This window comes from Bifidobacterium callitrichos, assembly GCF_008698085.1.
Classification (GTDB): Bacteria; Actinomycetota; Actinomycetes; order Actinomycetales; family Bifidobacteriaceae; genus Bifidobacterium; species Bifidobacterium callitrichos.
Genome location: NZ_RZJP01000001.1, coordinates 224810 through 242142, shown reverse-complemented (window position 1 = coordinate 242142; position 17333 = coordinate 224810). Strand labels below are relative to the sequence as shown.

The 17333-nt window shown below is 64.9% G+C and carries 18 protein-coding genes; 7 read left to right on the top strand and 11 right to left on the bottom strand.

Annotated features, from left to right (window positions below; translation table 11 throughout):
* Positions 1 to 92: 92 nt before the first annotated feature.
* The 5 genes from EMB92_RS01095 to EMB92_RS01075 form a co-directional block, all read right to left on the bottom strand.
* Positions 93 to 1322: an ABC transporter permease gene (locus EMB92_RS01095; RefSeq protein WP_150393501.1), complete on the bottom strand. Its 1230-nt coding sequence runs from the start codon at positions 1320 to 1322 to the stop codon at positions 93 to 95.
* The gene (locus tag EMB92_RS01090) at positions 1319 to 2053 is read right to left on the bottom strand and encodes an ABC transporter ATP-binding protein (RefSeq protein ID WP_150393500.1); all 735 of its coding nucleotides are present in this window, start codon (positions 2051 to 2053) and stop codon (positions 1319 to 1321) included. The genes EMB92_RS01095 and EMB92_RS01090 overlap by 4 nt, the downstream gene beginning before the upstream one ends.
* Complete coding sequence (locus EMB92_RS01085) at positions 2050 to 3204, bottom strand: peptidoglycan-binding domain-containing protein (protein WP_150393499.1); 1155 nt, start codon at positions 3202 to 3204, stop codon at positions 2050 to 2052. Before EMB92_RS01085 ends, EMB92_RS01090 begins: the two co-directional genes overlap by 4 nt.
* A 52-nt stretch (positions 3205 to 3256) precedes the next feature.
* Complete coding sequence (locus EMB92_RS01080; RefSeq protein WP_150393498.1) at positions 3257 to 4087, bottom strand: hypothetical protein; 831 nt, start codon at positions 4085 to 4087, stop codon at positions 3257 to 3259.
* Positions 4088 to 4226: 139 nt separating this feature from the next.
* Entirely contained in the window at positions 4227 to 5090 is an 864-nt protein-coding gene (locus EMB92_RS01075; protein WP_150393497.1) for a hypothetical protein, read from the bottom strand.
* Positions 5091 to 5317: 227 nt separating this feature from the next.
* On the opposite strand from EMB92_RS01075, the gene EMB92_RS01070 reads away from it, so the two are divergent.
* Entirely contained in the window at positions 5318 to 5989 is a 672-nt protein-coding gene (locus EMB92_RS01070; protein ID WP_150393496.1) for a response regulator transcription factor, read from the top strand.
* Positions 5986 to 7506, top strand: a complete 1521-nt coding sequence (locus EMB92_RS01065; protein ID WP_150393495.1) for a sensor histidine kinase — start codon at positions 5986 to 5988, stop codon at positions 7504 to 7506. The genes EMB92_RS01070 and EMB92_RS01065 overlap by 4 nt, the downstream gene beginning before the upstream one ends.
* Here the strand turns inward: EMB92_RS01065 and EMB92_RS01060 are convergent.
* Entirely contained in the window at positions 7486 to 10515 is a 3030-nt protein-coding gene (locus tag EMB92_RS01060; RefSeq protein ID WP_395951531.1) for a TOTE conflict system archaeo-eukaryotic primase domain-containing protein, read from the bottom strand. The two genes, EMB92_RS01065 and EMB92_RS01060, sit on opposite strands and share 21 nt — an antisense overlap.
* A 30-nt stretch (positions 10516 to 10545) precedes the next feature.
* On the opposite strand from EMB92_RS01060, the gene EMB92_RS11435 reads away from it, so the two are divergent.
* Together EMB92_RS11435 and EMB92_RS01055 are read left to right on the top strand one after the other, a co-directional pair.
* Positions 10546 to 10689 carry a hypothetical protein gene (locus tag EMB92_RS11435; RefSeq protein WP_190973508.1) on the top strand — a complete coding sequence of 48 codons (144 nt, stop codon included), beginning with the start codon at positions 10546 to 10548 and terminating at the stop codon, positions 10687 to 10689.
* A gap of 248 nt (positions 10690 to 10937) precedes the next feature.
* Positions 10938 to 11333, top strand: coding sequence for a cytidine deaminase family protein (locus EMB92_RS01055; RefSeq protein WP_150393493.1), 396 nt, complete (start codon positions 10938 to 10940; stop codon positions 11331 to 11333).
* Between the two features lie 42 nt (positions 11334 to 11375).
* Here the strand turns inward: EMB92_RS01055 and EMB92_RS01050 are convergent, their stop codons facing one another.
* On the bottom strand, positions 11376 to 11978 hold the full coding sequence (locus EMB92_RS01050; RefSeq protein ID WP_150393492.1) for an NAD(P)H-dependent oxidoreductase: 603 nt from the start codon (positions 11976 to 11978) through the stop codon (positions 11376 to 11378).
* 158 nt (positions 11979 to 12136) lie between these two features.
* Between EMB92_RS01050 and EMB92_RS01045 the strand changes: the two genes are divergently transcribed.
* The 3 genes from EMB92_RS01045 to EMB92_RS01035 all read left to right on the top strand — a co-directional run bounded on the left by EMB92_RS01045 (position 12137) and on the right by EMB92_RS01035 (position 14421).
* A complete protein-coding gene (locus EMB92_RS01045) occupies positions 12137 to 12790 on the top strand; it encodes an isochorismatase family protein (RefSeq protein WP_150393491.1) in 654 nt (217 codons plus the stop codon).
* Positions 12791 to 12984: 194 nt separating this feature from the next.
* Positions 12985 to 13944, top strand: a complete 960-nt coding sequence (locus EMB92_RS01040) for an aldo/keto reductase (protein ID WP_150393490.1) — start codon at positions 12985 to 12987, stop codon at positions 13942 to 13944.
* A gap of 54 nt (positions 13945 to 13998) precedes the next feature.
* A complete protein-coding gene (locus EMB92_RS01035; protein WP_150393489.1) occupies positions 13999 to 14421 on the top strand; it encodes a peptide deformylase in 423 nt (140 codons plus the stop codon).
* Between the two features lie 245 nt (positions 14422 to 14666).
* On the opposite strand, the gene EMB92_RS01030 is transcribed toward EMB92_RS01035, so the two are convergent.
* The 4 genes from EMB92_RS01030 to EMB92_RS01015 all read right to left on the bottom strand — a co-directional run bounded on the left by EMB92_RS01030 (position 14667) and on the right by EMB92_RS01015 (position 17265).
* Entirely contained in the window at positions 14667 to 14966 is a 300-nt protein-coding gene (locus EMB92_RS01030) for a DUF2316 family protein (RefSeq protein WP_150393488.1), read from the bottom strand.
* Positions 14967 to 15056: 90 nt separating this feature from the next.
* Entirely contained in the window at positions 15057 to 15485 is a 429-nt protein-coding gene (locus EMB92_RS01025; RefSeq protein WP_150393487.1) for a hypothetical protein, read from the bottom strand.
* 28 nt (positions 15486 to 15513) lie between these two features.
* On the bottom strand, positions 15514 to 16146 hold the full coding sequence (locus EMB92_RS01020; RefSeq protein ID WP_190973507.1) for a GNAT family N-acetyltransferase: 633 nt from the start codon (positions 16144 to 16146) through the stop codon (positions 15514 to 15516).
* A 363-nt stretch (positions 16147 to 16509) separates the two neighbouring features.
* Entirely contained in the window at positions 16510 to 17265 is a 756-nt protein-coding gene (locus EMB92_RS01015) for a TetR/AcrR family transcriptional regulator (RefSeq protein ID WP_150393485.1), read from the bottom strand.
* Positions 17266 to 17333 lie beyond the last annotated feature (68 nt).

The following is a 17333-nucleotide window of genomic DNA, read 5'->3' as shown; positions in this document are numbered from 1 at the left end:
ATCATCACCGGCGATATGCCGAGGACCCGCGAGGCCGCCGCATCGGAGAACCGCGACGATTGCGGTGCGCGGCATATGGCGTCAGGACAGGTCTACTCCCCTCGCAGCGCCTCGGTGGGAGTGAGTCTCGCGGCCCTCGACGCCGGGTAGATGCCGGCGAGCGCGCCGACGAGCACGGCCGCGACCCACGCGGCGGGCAGCGTCCCCCATTCCAGCACGGCCGGCTGTCCCGCCCATATCGCGAAGCCGAACGCCGAGCCGGCGCCGAGCGTCACGCCGGCGAGACCGCCGAACGCGGAGAGCATGGACGCCTCGGTGACGAATTGCATGCGGATCGCGCCCGGCGTCGCGCCGAGCGCGCGTCTCAGGCCGATCTCGCCGCGGCGCTCCATCACGGTGACGATCATCATGTTGGCGATGCTCATGCCGCCCACGACCAGCGCGATCGCGCCGATCATCAGCCCCAGCGTGTTAAGGGAGTCGTCGGTGGTGTTTCGCGCCTCGGACAGGTCTGCCGACGCGTTGACGGACACGTTGGCGCCGGTCAGGTTCGCCGCGTGGGCGAGCATGCGGCGCAGCGTCTCCGCGTTGCCCGGTCTGGTGCGCACGTAGATCGCGCTGATCCGGCCGATCGCCTCGGCCTGATCCGGGTGACTGGCCTTCGCCTGCGCCGAGCCGACGATAACCGACGAATCGAGGTTCTGCGCCTGCGGCACCGGGGCGAGGATGCCGACGACCCCGTACCATGCGTCGTCGATGAGGACGCGGTCGCCGACCTCGGTGACGCCGAGCCGGTAGGCGGCCTCGGAGCCGAGCACCGCCACGGGCAGATGCTGGTTGTTCTCGTCGATGCCATGCCCCTGCGCGACCCTCGCCCCGACGGCGTCCAGGGCGCCCGGCCGCATGACCGTCAGCGCCAGGGCGTTGCCGTTGGACTTGGGCACGAACTCGTTCTTGAAGATCCTCGCGCTCTCCGGCGCCGTGTCGAACACGCCCACCCGTTCCACCTGCGGCTGGCGTGCGATGGTCTCGGGCGCGTACTCGGGCAGGGGCACGGGCTGCTGTGCGGCGTCACGCCCCTCAGACACGACCTGCAGGTTCGCGCCGAGCGCGTCTAGACGGGCGAGCAAAGCCGCCTGGTTCGACGCGGCGATGCCCGAGAGCGCCACGTATGCGGCCACGCCGAGCGCGATGCCCAACGCGGCGAGCACCGTGCGGGACATGCGTCCGGTGGCTCCGATCCATGCCGTGTGCATGAGGTCCGCGAATCGTGCGGCCAGCGGACGTCCCGACGGGCGTGCCGTTCGTGTGATGTCGGTCATGCGCTCCTCCCCTCGGTCTCGTCGGCGTCCGTGTCATCGTGCCGTGTGTTACGCGGCAGTTCGGTCACGACGCCGTCCTGGATGTGCAGCCGTCTCGGGAATCGGGCGGCGATGGACGGGTCGTGGGTGACGACCACGAGGCTTGCCCCGTCGTCCGCCGCGCCCAGCAGCAGGTCGATGATCGCGTGCCCGGTGGCGGTGTCGAGCGCGCCGGTCGGTTCGTCGGCGAAGATCACGTCCGGGTTTTTGGCGAGCGCGCGGGCGATGGCCACGCGCTGCTGTTCGCCGCCGGAGAGCTGCGGCGGCCGGTGTCGCAGGCGTTCGCCCAGTCCGACCCGCTGCAGGGCGTTGACGGCGCGTGCTCGCCGGTCGCGTCGCGGGAGGGGCGTGTATTGCAGTCCGGTCGTCACGTTCTCGAGCGCGCAGACGGTGGGGATCAGGTGGAACTGCTGGAACACGAAGCCGATGCGTGTCGCGCGCAGGGCGCTGCGGCGCCGCTCCCCCATGGCCGCGACGTCCTCGCCGCCGTAGCGCAGAGTTCCCGTGGTGGGCATGTCGAGCGTACCCAGGAGGGACAGGAGCGTCGATTTGCCCGAGCCGGACGGTCCGACGATCGCGATCCGTTCGCCGTGTTCGATCGCGAGCGATGTGGGGTGCAGGATCTCCAGCGGGCCGGCGTCCCGTCCCGGATAGCTTTTCGTGGCCCGGTCGAGTTCGAGCAGGGCGGTCATGAGACGACCACCTTGTCGCCGGCCTTGAGTCCGTCGGCGCGGGTCAGCTGCACCTGCGCGTTCGCGACGAGGCCGAGTTCGACGGGGATGCGTTCGAGCCGCTGCCCGCGCACCACATCGACCGCGTATGTGCTGCCGGCGGAGGCGATGATCGCGGTGACGGGCACGATCAGCGTCTCCGCGGCGTTCGCGTTCGCCGCGTTCGGGATGACGAGCTGCACGGAGGTCGCGCCGAAGCTCGCCACCTGCGTCTGGTCGGGGAAGTCGACGCGCGCCGACGGCGAGGTGACCTGCCCGTCCTTGCCGGTGGACTGACCGCCCTGGTCGACGGCGGCGAGCGCGGTGTCGATGGTCGTGTTGTTCGGCAGGATGACCTGCACCTTGTCGCCCGCTTTGAACGTGGCGGCCTGTGTGGCGGTGAGTGTGGCCTCGACGTGCAGCGCGACGCCGGTGTATGTGCCGGGGCTCACGTTGGTTTCGCCGAGTCTGGCGGTGACGGTTTTGATGCGTATGGGGGCGGTCGCGGCGAGCGCCACGGATCCGGGTTCGAAGACGCCGGTCACCCGGTCGCCTGTGAGTCCGAGGGTTTTGGTCTGCCATTGGCGTATGGCTTCGCGGGTGCGCCAGTCGAAGTGCGCGTTGGGGGCGGCCTTGAAGTAGCCGAGTTCCTGCAGGTTCGTTTCGAGTTGGGTGACGTCGGGCCCGTCGGGCACGTCCACCTGGAGGGTGCGCCAGAACGGACGCGCGCCGTGGAACAGCGGCACGGTCACGCCGTCCATCTCGTACACCTGTTGGCCGGTGGCGATTTCGGCGCCGGGCGTGGGCAGCTGGGTGATGGTGCCGGTCGCCGTTTGGAATTCGGATGGTTCGTCGTATTGGAGGGTGCCGCCGAGCCGGGTTTCGGCGTTGAGGATTCCTGTGGTGACCGGCTGGGTACGCAGCGTGCTCACGTCGACGGTCGTGCCGGACGAGGCGTGCGCGCCCGTCGACGTTGCCGTTCCCGTACGGCCGGGGCCGGTCATGTCGGCGATCAGCGTCCACGGTTTGGTGAACGCACACGCGGCGATGAGTCCCGCGACCGCGACGCATACGGCGATCATGGTGATGATCCTGCGCGTCCTGCCGATCCGTCTTGCTTCCGTCCGTGTCATCGTGTGTCCTTCTGCGTGTGCGTGGTCGTTCGTGTGGTCGTCGTCCCGGCCGTCATTGCGTGGTCGTCGTGCTGTCGCCGCCGTTCGCCTCGTCCATCACCTTCATGTAGTCGTAGCCGAACTCTTCGGGCGTGCCGTCGAATCCGAAGGTGATGCGCGTGTCCCCGACCGGGCATTCCCTGAAGAAGCGTCTGAGCTCGTCGGCCTTCACGGTCCGTGGGATGAGGATCGTGGTCGGCTCGTCGCCGCTCGGGTCCGCGACCCAGCCGAAGCCCTTGTCGCGCGCCTTCCTCGCGAAGTCGAGCGCTGCGCGCTTGTCCTCCTCGCTGTACGTGGGCTGCCCCGAGGCGAGGTCCTGCGCGGGTTGGGAGAAGTTCGGGTGCTTCGCCTCGCAGTCCGCGTAGTCGGCCCGCTTCGACTCGTACGGTGTGCCGGCGAGCGCGGTGGAGTCCTTGAAGGCGACCCATACGGTGCCGTTGTCGAGCGAGGTGAACATGGCGTTGGCGTAGAGCTGTTGGGTGGCGCTGTCGGTGCCGATGCTCATGCCGGTGTCGTCGGTGGTGACGGGGTTGCCGGTGCGGTCGATCATGCGCAGCTCGGCCATGTTCCTGACGGTGGGGGCCTTGGCTTTGCCGGATGCGTCGGGTGCACCGGGGCCGACGTCGGTTCGCGCATCGAGGCCTTTGGAGGTGAGGCAGGCGACGAATCTGCGGGCGGTCTCGTCGACGGGGAGGTTGCTGGCGGTGTCGGTGGCGTTGGCGTCGTCTCCGGCGCCGGGGGTCGCGGTGCCGGATGCCGGGCCGGCGCAGGCGGCGAGCGCGAGGAGGAAGGCGGCGGATATGGCTGCCGCAGTGGTTGCGGTGAGGGGGCGGTTGCGGGTCATCACGAGTCTCCTTGGGTGGTGTCCGTTGGGACGTGTGGTCGGGTGGCGTCGCGTCCCATTCAACCGGGTGCTTCGTCGCGTGTCGGTGTGGGTCGGGTTTACCTTCGGCTTACCTGCGTCGGATGGCTTGCGTGCCGTCCTACTGCTGTCCGTCGGTGGTGTCGCAGCCGGGGCCGGGGTTGAATTCGCAGTACACGTCGTTGAGGTTCTCGCTCCACGTTATGCCGAAGGGCACGCCGTTGTAGGTGGGCCAGTCGTCGCCCTTGTAGGTGCGCAGGAACCGTCTGAACTCCTCCTTGGAGGTGGTCTCGGGGATGATCACGCTGGCGTGCGTTCCCGTGTTGGTGGGGTCGGGGTCGGGATACCAGTCGAATCCGGCGGCGCGCGCCTTGCGGGCGAAGTTGAGTTCGGCCAGCGCCACTTCGGGGTCGGCGTGCTGGCTTCCCGAGAACGGCGGCTGCGCGAAGTCGGGGTTGGCCTGTTCGCAGGCGGCGTAGTCCTGTTGCTTGGCGGCATAGGGGGTGCCGGCGAGTTCGGCCGATGTCGTGAAGCCGATCCATAGACCGTCGTCGTCGGTAGCGCGCAGTCGGACGTTGGGATACAGGCTGTCCGTGCCGTTCTCGTCCGTGGTGTCCGCGCCGGCCATGTTGCCGGATTGGTCGAGTCTCCGGACGACGACGGTGGACTTGGGTATGTCCTTCGCGGGCATGCTCGAGGTGGCGATCGAGTACGATTCGACGGTTTTCGCGTCGATGCCCTTGTCGGTCAGGCATGCGACGAACCGTTTGGCGGTGTCCTCCAGACGGGCGTTCTCGGCTTTCGCGGCGTCGCTGATGCCGGCGCTTGCGCCTGCACCGGTCGCGCCCGTGGCGCCGGTGCCGGCCGCGTCGGCGTCCGGCTTCGTCGAGCATGCCGCCGCCCCAAGCAGGCATGCGACGGCGAGCGCCGATGCGATGATCCTACGTGTTACGCCCGCGTGGAATGTGTGTGTGACCGTGCCCATGGTGGTGCTCCTTCGCTCCATCCGGCCGTCATGCGTGGCCGTATTCCCATAGTAGTCCTTTTGCGACCTCGCGCATGATCGCCGGATAGCGGCTCGTCGACGGTGCCGTATCGGTGGGAACCTTCCTTACCCTCGCCTTACCGTCGCCGCGGGAGGATAATGGCGATACGGAAAGGACGGACCGCAGGACGCCGTCGGAAGCACGGGGACAAGGAGCGTGGGGACGCATGCGGATACTGATCGTCGAGGACGACCGTGAGCTGGCGGCCGCGTTGGATGACGCGCTGCGCTACGAGGGGTATGCGACCGACGTGGCCATGACGGGCGTCGAGGCGCTCAAGGCGCTGGCCGACACGGACATCGACATCGTCCTGCTCGACCGCGACCTGCCCGTCCTGTCCGGAGACGCGGTGATGGCGACGATCGCCGCGAACCGCATCCCCGTCGCCGTGATCATGCTCACCGCCGCGACCGACGTCAGCGACAGGGTCAGCGGGCTCGACCTGGGCGCCGACGACTACCTGACCAAGCCGTTCGCCTATCCGGAGCTCCTCGCGCGCATCCGCGCCCTGCAGCGCCGCACCGGCAAGGGCATTGCCACGGCCGCCGTGTTCACCCGCGGCGACCTGACGCTTGACACCACGCGCCGGCTCGTGTTCCGCGACCACGGGCGCACGCTCGTCAAACTCACCCCCAAGGAGTACGGCGTGCTCCTGGAGCTCATGCGCGCCGACGGCGGCTACGTGAGCGTGGACGAACTCCACAGAAGCGTATGGGACGCCGGCCCGGACGTCGAGGCCGCCGACGTGGTCAAGACCACCATGTACTCGCTGCGACGCAAACTGGAGGACCGCGACCTGATCGTCTCCGCGCGCGGGGAAGGATACCGGCTCGCATGACCCGCAACCACGACCACGGTCACGACCAGCCGCCAGCCAAGGCGCGGACCAGCATCCGAAACCGCGTCTCCCGCATCCTGCGCCGGATCGCCGGCAGGCTCACCCCGCGCACGTTCCGCGCCAGACTCACCATCGCGATCAGCGTCGTGTTCCTCATCGCCCTCGGTTCGGCGGCCATCGTGCAGACCGTCATCATCAACGGCATGTTCTCCTACGCGATGACCATCTCCTACGAGAACGGGCAGAGCGGCGGGCAGAGCACGCAATCGGACGTCGGCACCGGCGGGACATCGACGGACGACGACTTCCTGTCCGCGCAAGGCTGGAGCGCAGGATCCCTCCCCGGTACGCGGCAACAGCCGGACGCGGACGACCCGCTCCTTCTCGGCTCCTCCAACGGCAAGGGAGAGGGGGCGGTCACCGGAAGGACCAACGGCGAACCCTATCATCTCGACTGGGGCGGCGACGGATCGTTCACCATCACCACACCGTACGGAATCTCCATATGGAACCGGGACGCCATAACCAACGGACTGCGCATCAGCGCCGCCGTCATCTTCGTGTTCTTCGGCGTCACCAGCATCCTCGTCATCTGGACCGTCACCTCACGCATGTCCCGCAGGCTCAAATCCATCAGCGAACAGGCGGCCGCACTCGACCCGAACGACCTCGGCACGCGCATCGACACGGACGGTGCGGGACACGGACGAGGCGAAGACGAGATCACCAGTCTCGGCGACTCCATCAACGGCATGCTCGACCGCATTCAGGCCGCCTCCGAAGCGGAGCGGCGGTTCGTGTCCAACGCGTCGCACGAACTGCGCACCCCCATCGCCGCCGTAGAAACGAACCTCGACGCGCCCCTGGCGCAGGGACGCTTCCCCGAGGACGTCGAACCGTCCGTCCGCCGGGCGCTCGCCGCCAACCGGCGTGGCGCCGAACTCGTCGACGCGCTGCTCACCCTCTCGCGCATCCAAAGCGGCGCATACGGCAAACTCACCGCAACGGGAACGGAGAACGGGACGCACGACGCAACGGGCGCACGCGTCACTGGCCTCACTGCGTGCGTGGATGACGCGCTCGCCGACATGGAACACGACATCGACGCACGGCACATCGGCGTGACCGTCGACGCCGCAGACGACGTTACGGTCAAAGCCGATCCCGCGCTGATGTGCCTCGCCGTCGGCAACCTCATCCGCAACGCCGTCGTGCACAACACGGATGACGGTTCGATCACGGTGTCGATCGATGCGGCGGACTCCGGCGAGGTCTCGCTCACCGTCGCGAACACCACCGACGAGCAGCTGCCTGACGACCTGGACGAACTCGTCCAGCCGTTCCACCGTGGCGTGAACTCGCGTATCAGCGCCGTCTCCGGCGTGGGGCTCGGCCTGTCCATCGCCGATGCCGCATGCACCGCGATGAATGCGAAGCTGCGCCTGTCGAAGGAGGCGGCGGCGAAGGATGGCACCTTCATCGCCACGATATCCGGCCTATCCGCGATTTCGTCTTGAGCAGTTAGAGGTTGTTAGGAGAAGCCGCCGGGCGATCGTCGTATCGGCGAACCGCAGCGAGCAGTCGTCCGATTTGGGGTTGCCCAGCGGTTCGATGGTGCCGAACCAGACGAGGGAATCGTCGAACACGACGAATTCGCTGCAGGATTCGACGGCGTGCACCGTGCATCCCAGCGCTCGGAGCCTGTCCATGTTGCGTTCGGTACGCTTGCGCGAAGCCGGTGTTGCCGTGGGCGCGAGGCGCACGGTGACGTCGATGGTCACTCCCCTGCCGACCGCTTTGAGAATCGCGTCGTCGACTTGTTTGATGGCGCGTTCCGATAGGTATCCGGCTTGGACGGTCATCGTGCGACTGCAATGTTCGATGTCGTCACGGAACGTCTTGAGGAATCCCGCAACGGTGATGACAGGCGTGACCTTGCCGATATCCATCGGATTCCCATGTTCTGAATCGCCTAGTGTCGATTTGCGTTCCATCAGCGCCTTTGTCTTTGCTTGTCGCATCGCGTCGGTCCGGACTTCTTCGGACAGTAGCGGTTCGTACCCCTGCGCCATGTATGCCTTCAGCCGTTTGCGATACATGCTGGCGGCCATGGGCACGGTTACGTCGATGTAGTCGTAGACTCGCACCTCACGTTTGCCGTCGTTGTCTCGGTGCAGGCGGCCCACATATTGGGTGACGGCCGCTTCCACTGACACCGGAGCGGCGAGCAGCAGCGTGTCCAGTCGTTTCTGGTCGAATCCCTCACCGATATAACTGCCCGTCGCCACGACCGCAAGACGTTCATCCACAGGGATACCCGCAAGCCGTTCGAGATTGGTCTGCCGCGTCTTCCTGGAATCGGCCCCGTACAGGAGAATCACGTGCTCGCATCCGCGTTTGCTCAACCCGTCGGCGAGCGCCTTCGCATGTTCGATGCGTTTGGTGAGCAGGAGCGGTGTGCGATGTTCTTCGATGACGTGCATGGCGTCGTCGAGGATCATCGCGTTGCGTTGCGCGTTCGCGCATGCTGCTTCGAGATAGTCGTGGTATCCGTATGGTTCGGTGAGATCGAGGTTGACGGGTGTGAAGCGTGGGACGAATCGGCGTGTGAATTGTTGTGCTGCCATCTGGGTACTGACGTCGACGATGTGGCGGACCGGTCCGCATTGCATGATGGTGATGGGTTGCATGCCGTCGTCGCGTTTCAGTGTGCCGGTGAGTCCGTAGACGTGTTTGGCGGTGGTTTCGCGTGCGATGGCTTCGGTGTCTATGGATGCTACATGGTGGCATTCGTCGAAGATCACCATGCCGTAGTTCCTGACAATGTCTCTGACTCGCTTGTCTCCGGGCGCGTCGCCTTTTTCAAAGAGTGATTGCGCGAGTGCGATGTCGATGATGCCGTTGGGTTCGTTGCGTCCGGCTCCAATCTGTCCGATGATGCCGCGTTGTTTCCGGCTGATTCGTCCGGTTTTGGTCAATCGTGGAGGCAGTGTGGCTGTGATGTCGAGGAATTGTCCGAGTCGTTCCTTCCATTGGCTGAGCAGAGCGGATGACCGCACAATGATCAGCGTGCTGGTTCGGCGTTCGGCGATGAGGTCCGCCGCGATTACTGTCTTGCCGAATCCTGTCGGTGCAATGAGTATGCCGTCGTCATGGTCGAGCATGGCTTTCGCCGCGATGGCCTGTTGTTGGTTCAGTTGTCCGGTGAATGTCGCTTGGATGGGTTTGCCTGTATTCCGCTCGTCCTTGTAGGTTACGGTGGTTCCGGTTGCGCCGAGCAACGTGTTCAGCGATTCCCTGCATCCGCGTGGCAGGAGGATTTCATCCGTGGTTTCTTCGCTACGGTGGATGATGCGCGGCTTGTTGTAGACGGGCTGGCGCATGGCTTGTGCCCGGTAGAAATCCGGGTTGGCGAATGCGGCCAGTCGTCGTATCGCGTTGAGTGCGTGTGCCGTCATGCCGGCTTTCGGTATGACCAGCATGTTGCGTTCGATGATGGTGATGGTCTGTGGAACATCTGGTGGGGTGAGTGTTCCGCTGCGGATTGTGGAATGGTTCTTGTCCGGCTGATCGGATGACCGTTTGCCGTTGGTGGCTGAAGTTGTGGAATCCTCCTGACGAACGAGTCTGCCCAACGGTCCGCCGTTGTTTTGGGCTTGGGCGGCGATGGCATGCACCTGTTCTGGCGTGATGCGGCTGATCGTGGACAGATACGCCCATTGGTCGGGATATGCGTCGAATTGCTCGTCCACGAACACGCTGTTCCCCTTGTCGCGCGCCATGCGCTGCAGGGGCAGGGCGATCAGGTTGCCGAATCCGCCTGTGGGCAGGGTGTCCTGATTGGGGAACATACGGTCATATGAGCGGAATCTGATGTGCGTCAGATCGGAGGCTTCGGTCAGCAGCGTTTCTCCCATGCGGCGGGCTTCGGCGGCTTCGATGGGTTCGGTGAAGAACAGCCATAGGTGTCCGCCATCACCGGATCGAGATCGTTCCATGGACGGACTCAGACCGTGTTGTTCGCAGACGCGACGTGTCGCCGTGATCTCGTCCCGCCACCCGTCGTCGTCGAAGTCGATGGCGAGAAACCAGACTGTCGATTCCTTGGACATCGGATACAGGCCCACGACGTTGGTCATTCTCTCATCTCGTTTGGTGAAGTGATCGAGGAGCACCTGATCGGTCAACGGCTTGCATCGGCGTTGGTCCGGCGGCGTGGGAACACGTTTGCCGTTGGCCAACGCAGTCCACTCGTTCCATGCGGCCGGAGCATAGCCGACCTTGCCGGTCTTCCTGCTCATGAACCCGTGCGCGTACACATCGTCGCGGCCGCGGAACAGGGAGCGGAATAATCGTATTTTCAGCTCTGGCTTGCTGCGGGCGGTGACGGTGGGCTGTGGCGCGCACGCGTCGGCCCGTATGTCTCGCGAGATGGATCCGAAGCATGCGGATTCCGGGTGCTTCGGCTTGTCTTGATTCCGATGCGCGTATTCATGTGCGCCTATGTCCCATTCGGATCGGGGCACGTATACGAGTGCTTCGGCCTCCGAGCCGCCATGAGAGCCGGACGCTCGATGCGTCCCGACCGCAACGCCGTCTTCGCCGACAAGATGGCACAGCACTATCGGAGATGCTTCGCCTCCAACGTGCTCGACGACATCGTTCATCGCGTAAAGCCGGCCGGACAGTATGGCATGTGATCCCGTCATATTAGACGTGCTCCTTCGACGACGTTTCCTCTCGCCAACCCTACGTTGCCATGTCGGCGCTGCACTGGAACGGAACAGGCATGCTCGTGCCCAGCATGTCCGAGGAAGAGCTTTTTCAATGCATGACTACCATGTTGACATGGTGCGCTCAATTGTGTCCAATCGGACCGCGGCGGTTCGTGCATTAGAAGCAGGCCCAGTCGTGACCAGCCAATGACCTTCGAGAGGGGAAAACCGATATGCAGGTGAATACGTGGGACGACATGCATCGCGCGGCGATGCGGGTGCTGAGTCCTCGTGCCGTTTCGAACATGGTGGAGGCCGGAGGCGTCGCCGCGGCCGTGGAGTCCCTCTCCGGGCGGATCTACGTGGGTGTCTGCGTGGATACCGCATGCGCGCTCGGTGTGTGCGCGGAGAGGAACGCACTGTTCAACATGATCACGAACGGTGAGGATGCGTTTCGTCGCGTGATCGCCGTGGACCGTGACGGCAAGGCCGTCGCCCCCTGCGGCGCCTGCCGTGAGCTCATGGCCCAACTGATGCCTGAGAGCTATGGGCAGGTGGAGATCATGATGGATTACGAGCGGGCTCGGATCGTCACGTTGGGTGACCTGACGCCGCAATGGTGGATTTGAGTGGCTACGATCTCGGTCCGGGGCCGTAGCCACTCAAATCATTTACGCCAAGGAGGCGCCCATCTGCCTGATGCGGTCGAGATGGCGTGCGGCGGCCTCACGCTTGGCTGGATCGTCATCGCCCATCGACAGGCCGTCGACGTAGACGAGCTTGGCATCCTTCACGTCGCAGTACTTCATGAGGGTCTGGCGGCGGATCTGGTTGTCCAACGCCTCGCCGATGCCGTCGGACTCGTACCAGGATTCCGTGCCGCCGGTCAGAAGGATCACGCGCACCGTCTTGCCGGCGAGCGCGCCGGGCGTGCCGTCCGCGTGGTAGGCGAAGCCGCGGCAGATGACGCGGTCGAACAGACCCTTGACCATGGCTGGCATGGTGTACCAGTAGACGGGGAACACGAGGGCGATCACGTCGGCTGCGGCGAGTTTGTCCTGGATGGCGGCCACGTCGGCGGGGACAGGACCCTTGCCGAGGTAGTGGGCGCGGTCGGCGGACGAGTAGACGGGGCTGAAATCCGTGTCGTACAGGTCCAGGATCTCGGCCTTGCCGCCTTGTTCGGCGTAGCCCTGCGCGAAGGCCCTGCCGACGGCGTTGGTCAGGCTGATGTGTTCGGGGTTGGAGGTGATGACGAGTGCGGTGTTGCTCATGCCTTCAATCCTTGCCGTCGATCTGGACGATGAGGGGTGCGGGAGGTCGGTTTCGTTCACCTGTCGGTCGCGGGTCCAAACGCGTATTCGTCGATAATCTGATAGGTGTAAGGGTGGCAAGGCCATATCCAGTGGTTCTGAACACAGGGAGGAACGACATGACCGGTACGACGAAGACGAACGAATCGACGAAGGCGCTGATCGTGGTGGACGTGCAGCCGACGTTCTGCGAGGGCGGCGAGCTCGGCGTGGAGGGCGGCAACGCGGTCGCCGAACGGATCGCCGCATACGTGCGGCGGCATCGCGGCGACTACGCGTTCATCGCCACCACGCAGGACTGGCACATCGAGCCGGGAGCGCACTGGTCCGAACATCCCGACTTCGTGGACACGTGGCCGGTGCATGGCAGGGCGGGCAGCCCGAACGCGCGTCTGCATCCCGCGATCGAGGGGCTCGATATCGCGCATCACTTCAAGAAGGGACAGTATTCTGCCGCCTACTCCGGTTTCGAAGGCATCGAGGACAACACTGATCACATCCAAAGCCGCGCCGAGGTCGAGGCCGCGCAGGAGGCTGGTCATACGCTCGCCAATGCGCTCAAGGACGCAGGCGTCACGCGGGTTGACGTGGTCGGCATCGCCGAATCGCACTGCGTCAAGGAGACCGCGCTCGACGCGCTCCGCCTCGGATACTCCGTCACCGTGTTCGAGGACCTGACCGTTCCGGTCAGCGAGGAGCTGGGCGTAGCCGCACGCGGGGAGATGGCTGGGGCCGGCGTCACGCTCGCCGAATCACAGGCCGAGACGCGATAGCGGCGGAGTCCGGACGTTCCCGGATGACGACGTCATGCCTTCCGGGAATATTCCGCCATAAGCAAGATGAATACCGGCATCGGCATAGCACATGTGTCGAAACGCCATAATGTTGAAGGCAGGGACGGCAGAGGAACCGTCCGGCACCCGCCGGGGACGACGGGCGAGCGAAGACACGAACCGAAAGGACGATCATGAGCGACAAGCGTGTGAAGGTCGGCGACAGCGACCTCGAGGTGTTCCCGCTGGTACTGGGTGGCAACACGTTCGGTTGGACCAGCGACGAGGCGACGAGCCGCAGGGTCCTTGACGAGTACGTGGAGGCCGGCGGTAACTTCATCGACACGGCCGACGTGTATTCGGCGTGGGCGCCGGGCAATGCGGGCGGCGAATCCGAGATCATCCTCGGTCGCTGGCTCGCCGTGCGAAACAACCGCGACAAGGTCGTCATCGCCACGAAGGTCAGCGAGCACCCGCAGTACAAGGGCCTTGGCCACGACAACGTGATCGCCGCCGCGAACGAGTCGCTGCTGCGCCTCGGCATCGACACGATCGACCTGTACTACGCGCACTTCGACGACAAGTCGACCCCGCTCGAGGAGACGGCCGCCGCGTTCGACGAGCTCGTCAAGGCAGGCAAGGTCCGTGCGATCGCCCTGTCCAACTACACGGCCGACCGCATCGAGGAATGGTTCCGCATCGCCCGCGAGCACGGCTACGCGCTGCCGGTCGCACTGGAACCGCACTACAACCTCGTCACCCGCGGCAACTACGAGCGTACGCTCGCCCCTGTCGCCGAACGCGAGAACCTCGCGGTGTTCCCGTACTTCTCGCTGGCCGCGGGCTTCCTGACCGGCAAGTACCGTTCCGCGGCGGACGCCGAGGGCAAGGCGCGTCAGGGCATGGTCGCCGACTACCTCAACGCCGACGGCTTCGCGCTGGTCGACACGCTCGACGAGGTCGCCAAGGCGCACGACGTGGCGATCGCCACGGTCGCGCTCGCATGGCTGCGCCACCGCCCGCAGGTCGCCGGCCCCATCGCCTCGGCGCGCACGCCCGAGCAGCTGCCCGCGCTTCTCGCCTCCGTGGACCTCGACCTGACCGCCGACGAGGTCGCCGCGCTCGACAAGGCATCCGAGCCGTTCGCGAAGTGAGTGCAGGAGGATCTCGAATCCCGACGTGATTCAGACAATGGAAAGGACATCATCATGCAACGGCCGATCGTGACCGACGAACGGTTCCTGAGCGTCGCCTCGCAGCCGGCGGCCGACACCGATGAGGATCGTCGGATCGCCGCGGACCTCGCGGACACGCTGGCCGCGCACGCCGACGCGTGTGTGGGACTTGCCGCGAACATGATCGGCGAACGCAGACGGATCATCGTGTTCCATGACGAAGCGACCGGCCGGAACATGACGATGTTCAATCCCCGTATCATCGCCCGCAGCGGCGAATACCATGCCGAGGAGGGGTGCCTGTCGCTTGCCGGCAGACGCTCCGCCGTCCGCTACGAGCGGATCACCGTCACCTATGCGAGCCGCAGGTTCCGCGAGCTCACCGCCACGTTCGAGGGATTCACCGCGCAGATCATCCAGCATGAGATCGACCACTGCAACGGCGTGCTGATCTGACGTCCGGACGATCGTCAGAACAACGTCGGCGTCTCGACCCGGGGTGGCGGATATGGATGAGCCGGCTTCCATCCGCCGCCCCGGGGCGAACGGCGCGACCTCATGGAAGGTGAGCCGCCGGGACAGTTCGATGCCATGAGGTCGCACATCCGCGAACAATGACGCGCCGTCGATCGCACGGTCAAGCCACGTGGCGATCAGCCCAGCATCCTTGCCGAGGCGGATGCTCCGGGCCGGCAGGGAGCTCAGTCCAGCCTGTTCGCGTCGATGACGCGGTCGTCCAGGAACCAGTAGTCGTGCGGGTCGCCGCGCAGGGCGGTGAACGGCACCGGCGTCACGCCCGCGGCGGTGGCCTTGTCCAGCAGGTATCCGCGCACGATCCACGGGTACTCCAACACCCCGGAGTGCAGGTCGATGATGTTCTCGATGGTCTCACCGCTTACCCCGAAATCTCTGCCGATCTGCTCGGCGGTCAGGCCGAGCAGCCTCATGTTCTCCCGAAACTCACGAATCGTGTTCGCCCGCTGCTCACTCGTCAACGACATCTCAATACTCCCCTTCCTTATTCTGTTTTCCATGGATTACCGTGTGCGTTCTCGGTATCAAGCTGCATTGAAATCCAAGATAGTACTGCTTCACATCAGCGGGTGGTGGGCTTCCAGTTCGCAGATGACGCCGGTCTCCTTGCGGATCCATTCAGCGGCCTGCAACGCGGCGATGTTCCACAGCGCGTACGGCATGCCGCCGAAACCGGGGTGTTCGGCCCAGAAGGTCAGATTGTCGCCGTATGCGACGAGTCGGGTGCCGTCCGCAACCGGCATCGCGGCGTGATAGATCTGGTTGGCCAGCGTCGCGACGAACTCGTTCGCCGCACCCAATGTGTCGACGAGATGCTGGTCGGCCGTGGCCGGCGGCCCGACAATTTCCCATGATTCGACGTCCGCGGCGTCCCACTGGGCGTTCTCGCCGTTCACCTTGTTCTCGATCGTGACGAACAGTCTGGCGAACTCGTCCGAGGTCAGCCCGGTCACCCTGCGGCGCGTGGACAGTTCGATCGGCGTCATGCCGTCTCCTTTCGGTTCATCCGGACGGCTACGCCAGACCCTCGTAGAGGTAGAAGGTCTCCGGGGCGTCTCCGTACAGGGCCGCGCGCCGGCCGCGAAGCCGGGACAGGCCGCGGTGGTCGTAGAAGCCGACGTCGCATCTCGTGTCGGTGAACAGGAAGTATCGACGCACCCCGGCCTTCCGGAAATCCTCCATCGCGCGGTCGAACAGGATGCGGCCGATCCCGCAGCCGCGGAGTGACTCGTCGACGAGGAACAGCACCACCTCGGCGTCGAACTTGGATTGGACACCGTGCAGCAGCTTCGCGTCGATGTGCGTCAGGGACAGCATCTTGCGCAGGCCGTCACGGCCTTCGGCGGATGGCAGCAGCGAGGCGGCCAGACGCAGGATGGATTCGCGATGCCAGTTGAACAGCCGACGGCGCGACCGCGCTCCGGGCACGTCGACGTGCGTGGCGATGATGCCGACCGGCTTGCCGCCATGCTGCGTAACCAAAGCAGAGGTGGAGTCCGACATGCTGTAGTGCAGGTCGATCATGGCGAGTCGACTCGCGCATGACGGGCTCAGCCCCGGTTCGGCGTACCACATCCGACGCAGCATCTCGGCGAGCGCCGGGTAATCCGTCCGACGCAGCGGACGCAGGACAATGGAGTCGTTCATGCGACCCATTGTCCCACATCGCATATTGGTCAGTACACGGAGTATCCGCCGTCGACCTGCAGGTTGACGGCGGTCACGTACGAGGAGACGTTGCTGGCGAGGAACAGCATCGCCGTGGAGATGCCGCAGCTGTTGGGTCGAGACTTAACGACCGCAATTCATATGTAATCAGCTATTATATGCAATTCTGTAGACGATTCTCTCATATGAAAGTTTCAATCATATGAAACAAAAACGCGAGGCGCGATTGATCCGATACTCGTCAAACCGCTGATTTTCAGCCGATTTAATTCATGTGATAGATATATTCATATGAATCAAAACGAGGTGTGACGGCCTTAGCTCGGGGGAATATCCGAGCCCTCAGTGCAATACTGTCGCCATGGCCTCGGAGACGATCGTGACCAGCAGGTCGGCCTTGTCTTCCTGCTCGCTTTCGCAACGATGCGACCACTCCAGCAGCGTCTCGATCATGCTGTCGATGAGGCAGGAGATCGACAGGCGCACGGCAAAGTCGACCGGCGGCACGTCATCGCCGCCATCAACGGAGCCGTCGCCGACGGCAGAAGCATTGGAGGGCATGACCGCAGTGGAACCAGCACTCCCCCACTCGCGTGCGACGGCCGATGTCCATCGGGGCACTCGCGCATACAACGCCGCAAGCAGCGCCTCGTTGGATCGAACGATCCGCAGACGCGCCGCCAATTCCTCCAGCTGGTCGGATTCGACGGAACCGAGGACCTGCGGTATCACACGCCGCGCGAACGCGACCGGGGATGCGTCCTTACGCGCGCCGAGCTCACGCCTCAGATCGGCGAACAGCTCGCCATCGGCGGGAAGCCCGATGACCAGATCCTCCTTGGACGGGAAATACCGGAACAGTGTGATCTGCGACATGCCCGCCTCGGCGGCGATGCGCTGCGTGGTCACCGCGTCATAGCCGTATTCGTCGAACAGACGCATCGCGGTGTCCCTGATGGTCCTGCGCGTCGCCATCCGCTTGCGCCGCTGCCAGCGGGTCCTGGCGACGGCGGCCTTGACCGAGACGCCGCGTTGCGAGGATTGACGATCCGTCGTCCTCATCGCATCCTCGCCCTGCCCCGTACCGTTCTCGGCCATCGTGTTCCTCCCTTGGTCCACCCCGTGATTACCTGCATGTGATGTTTATCCGATGGTACCGGAGGCGC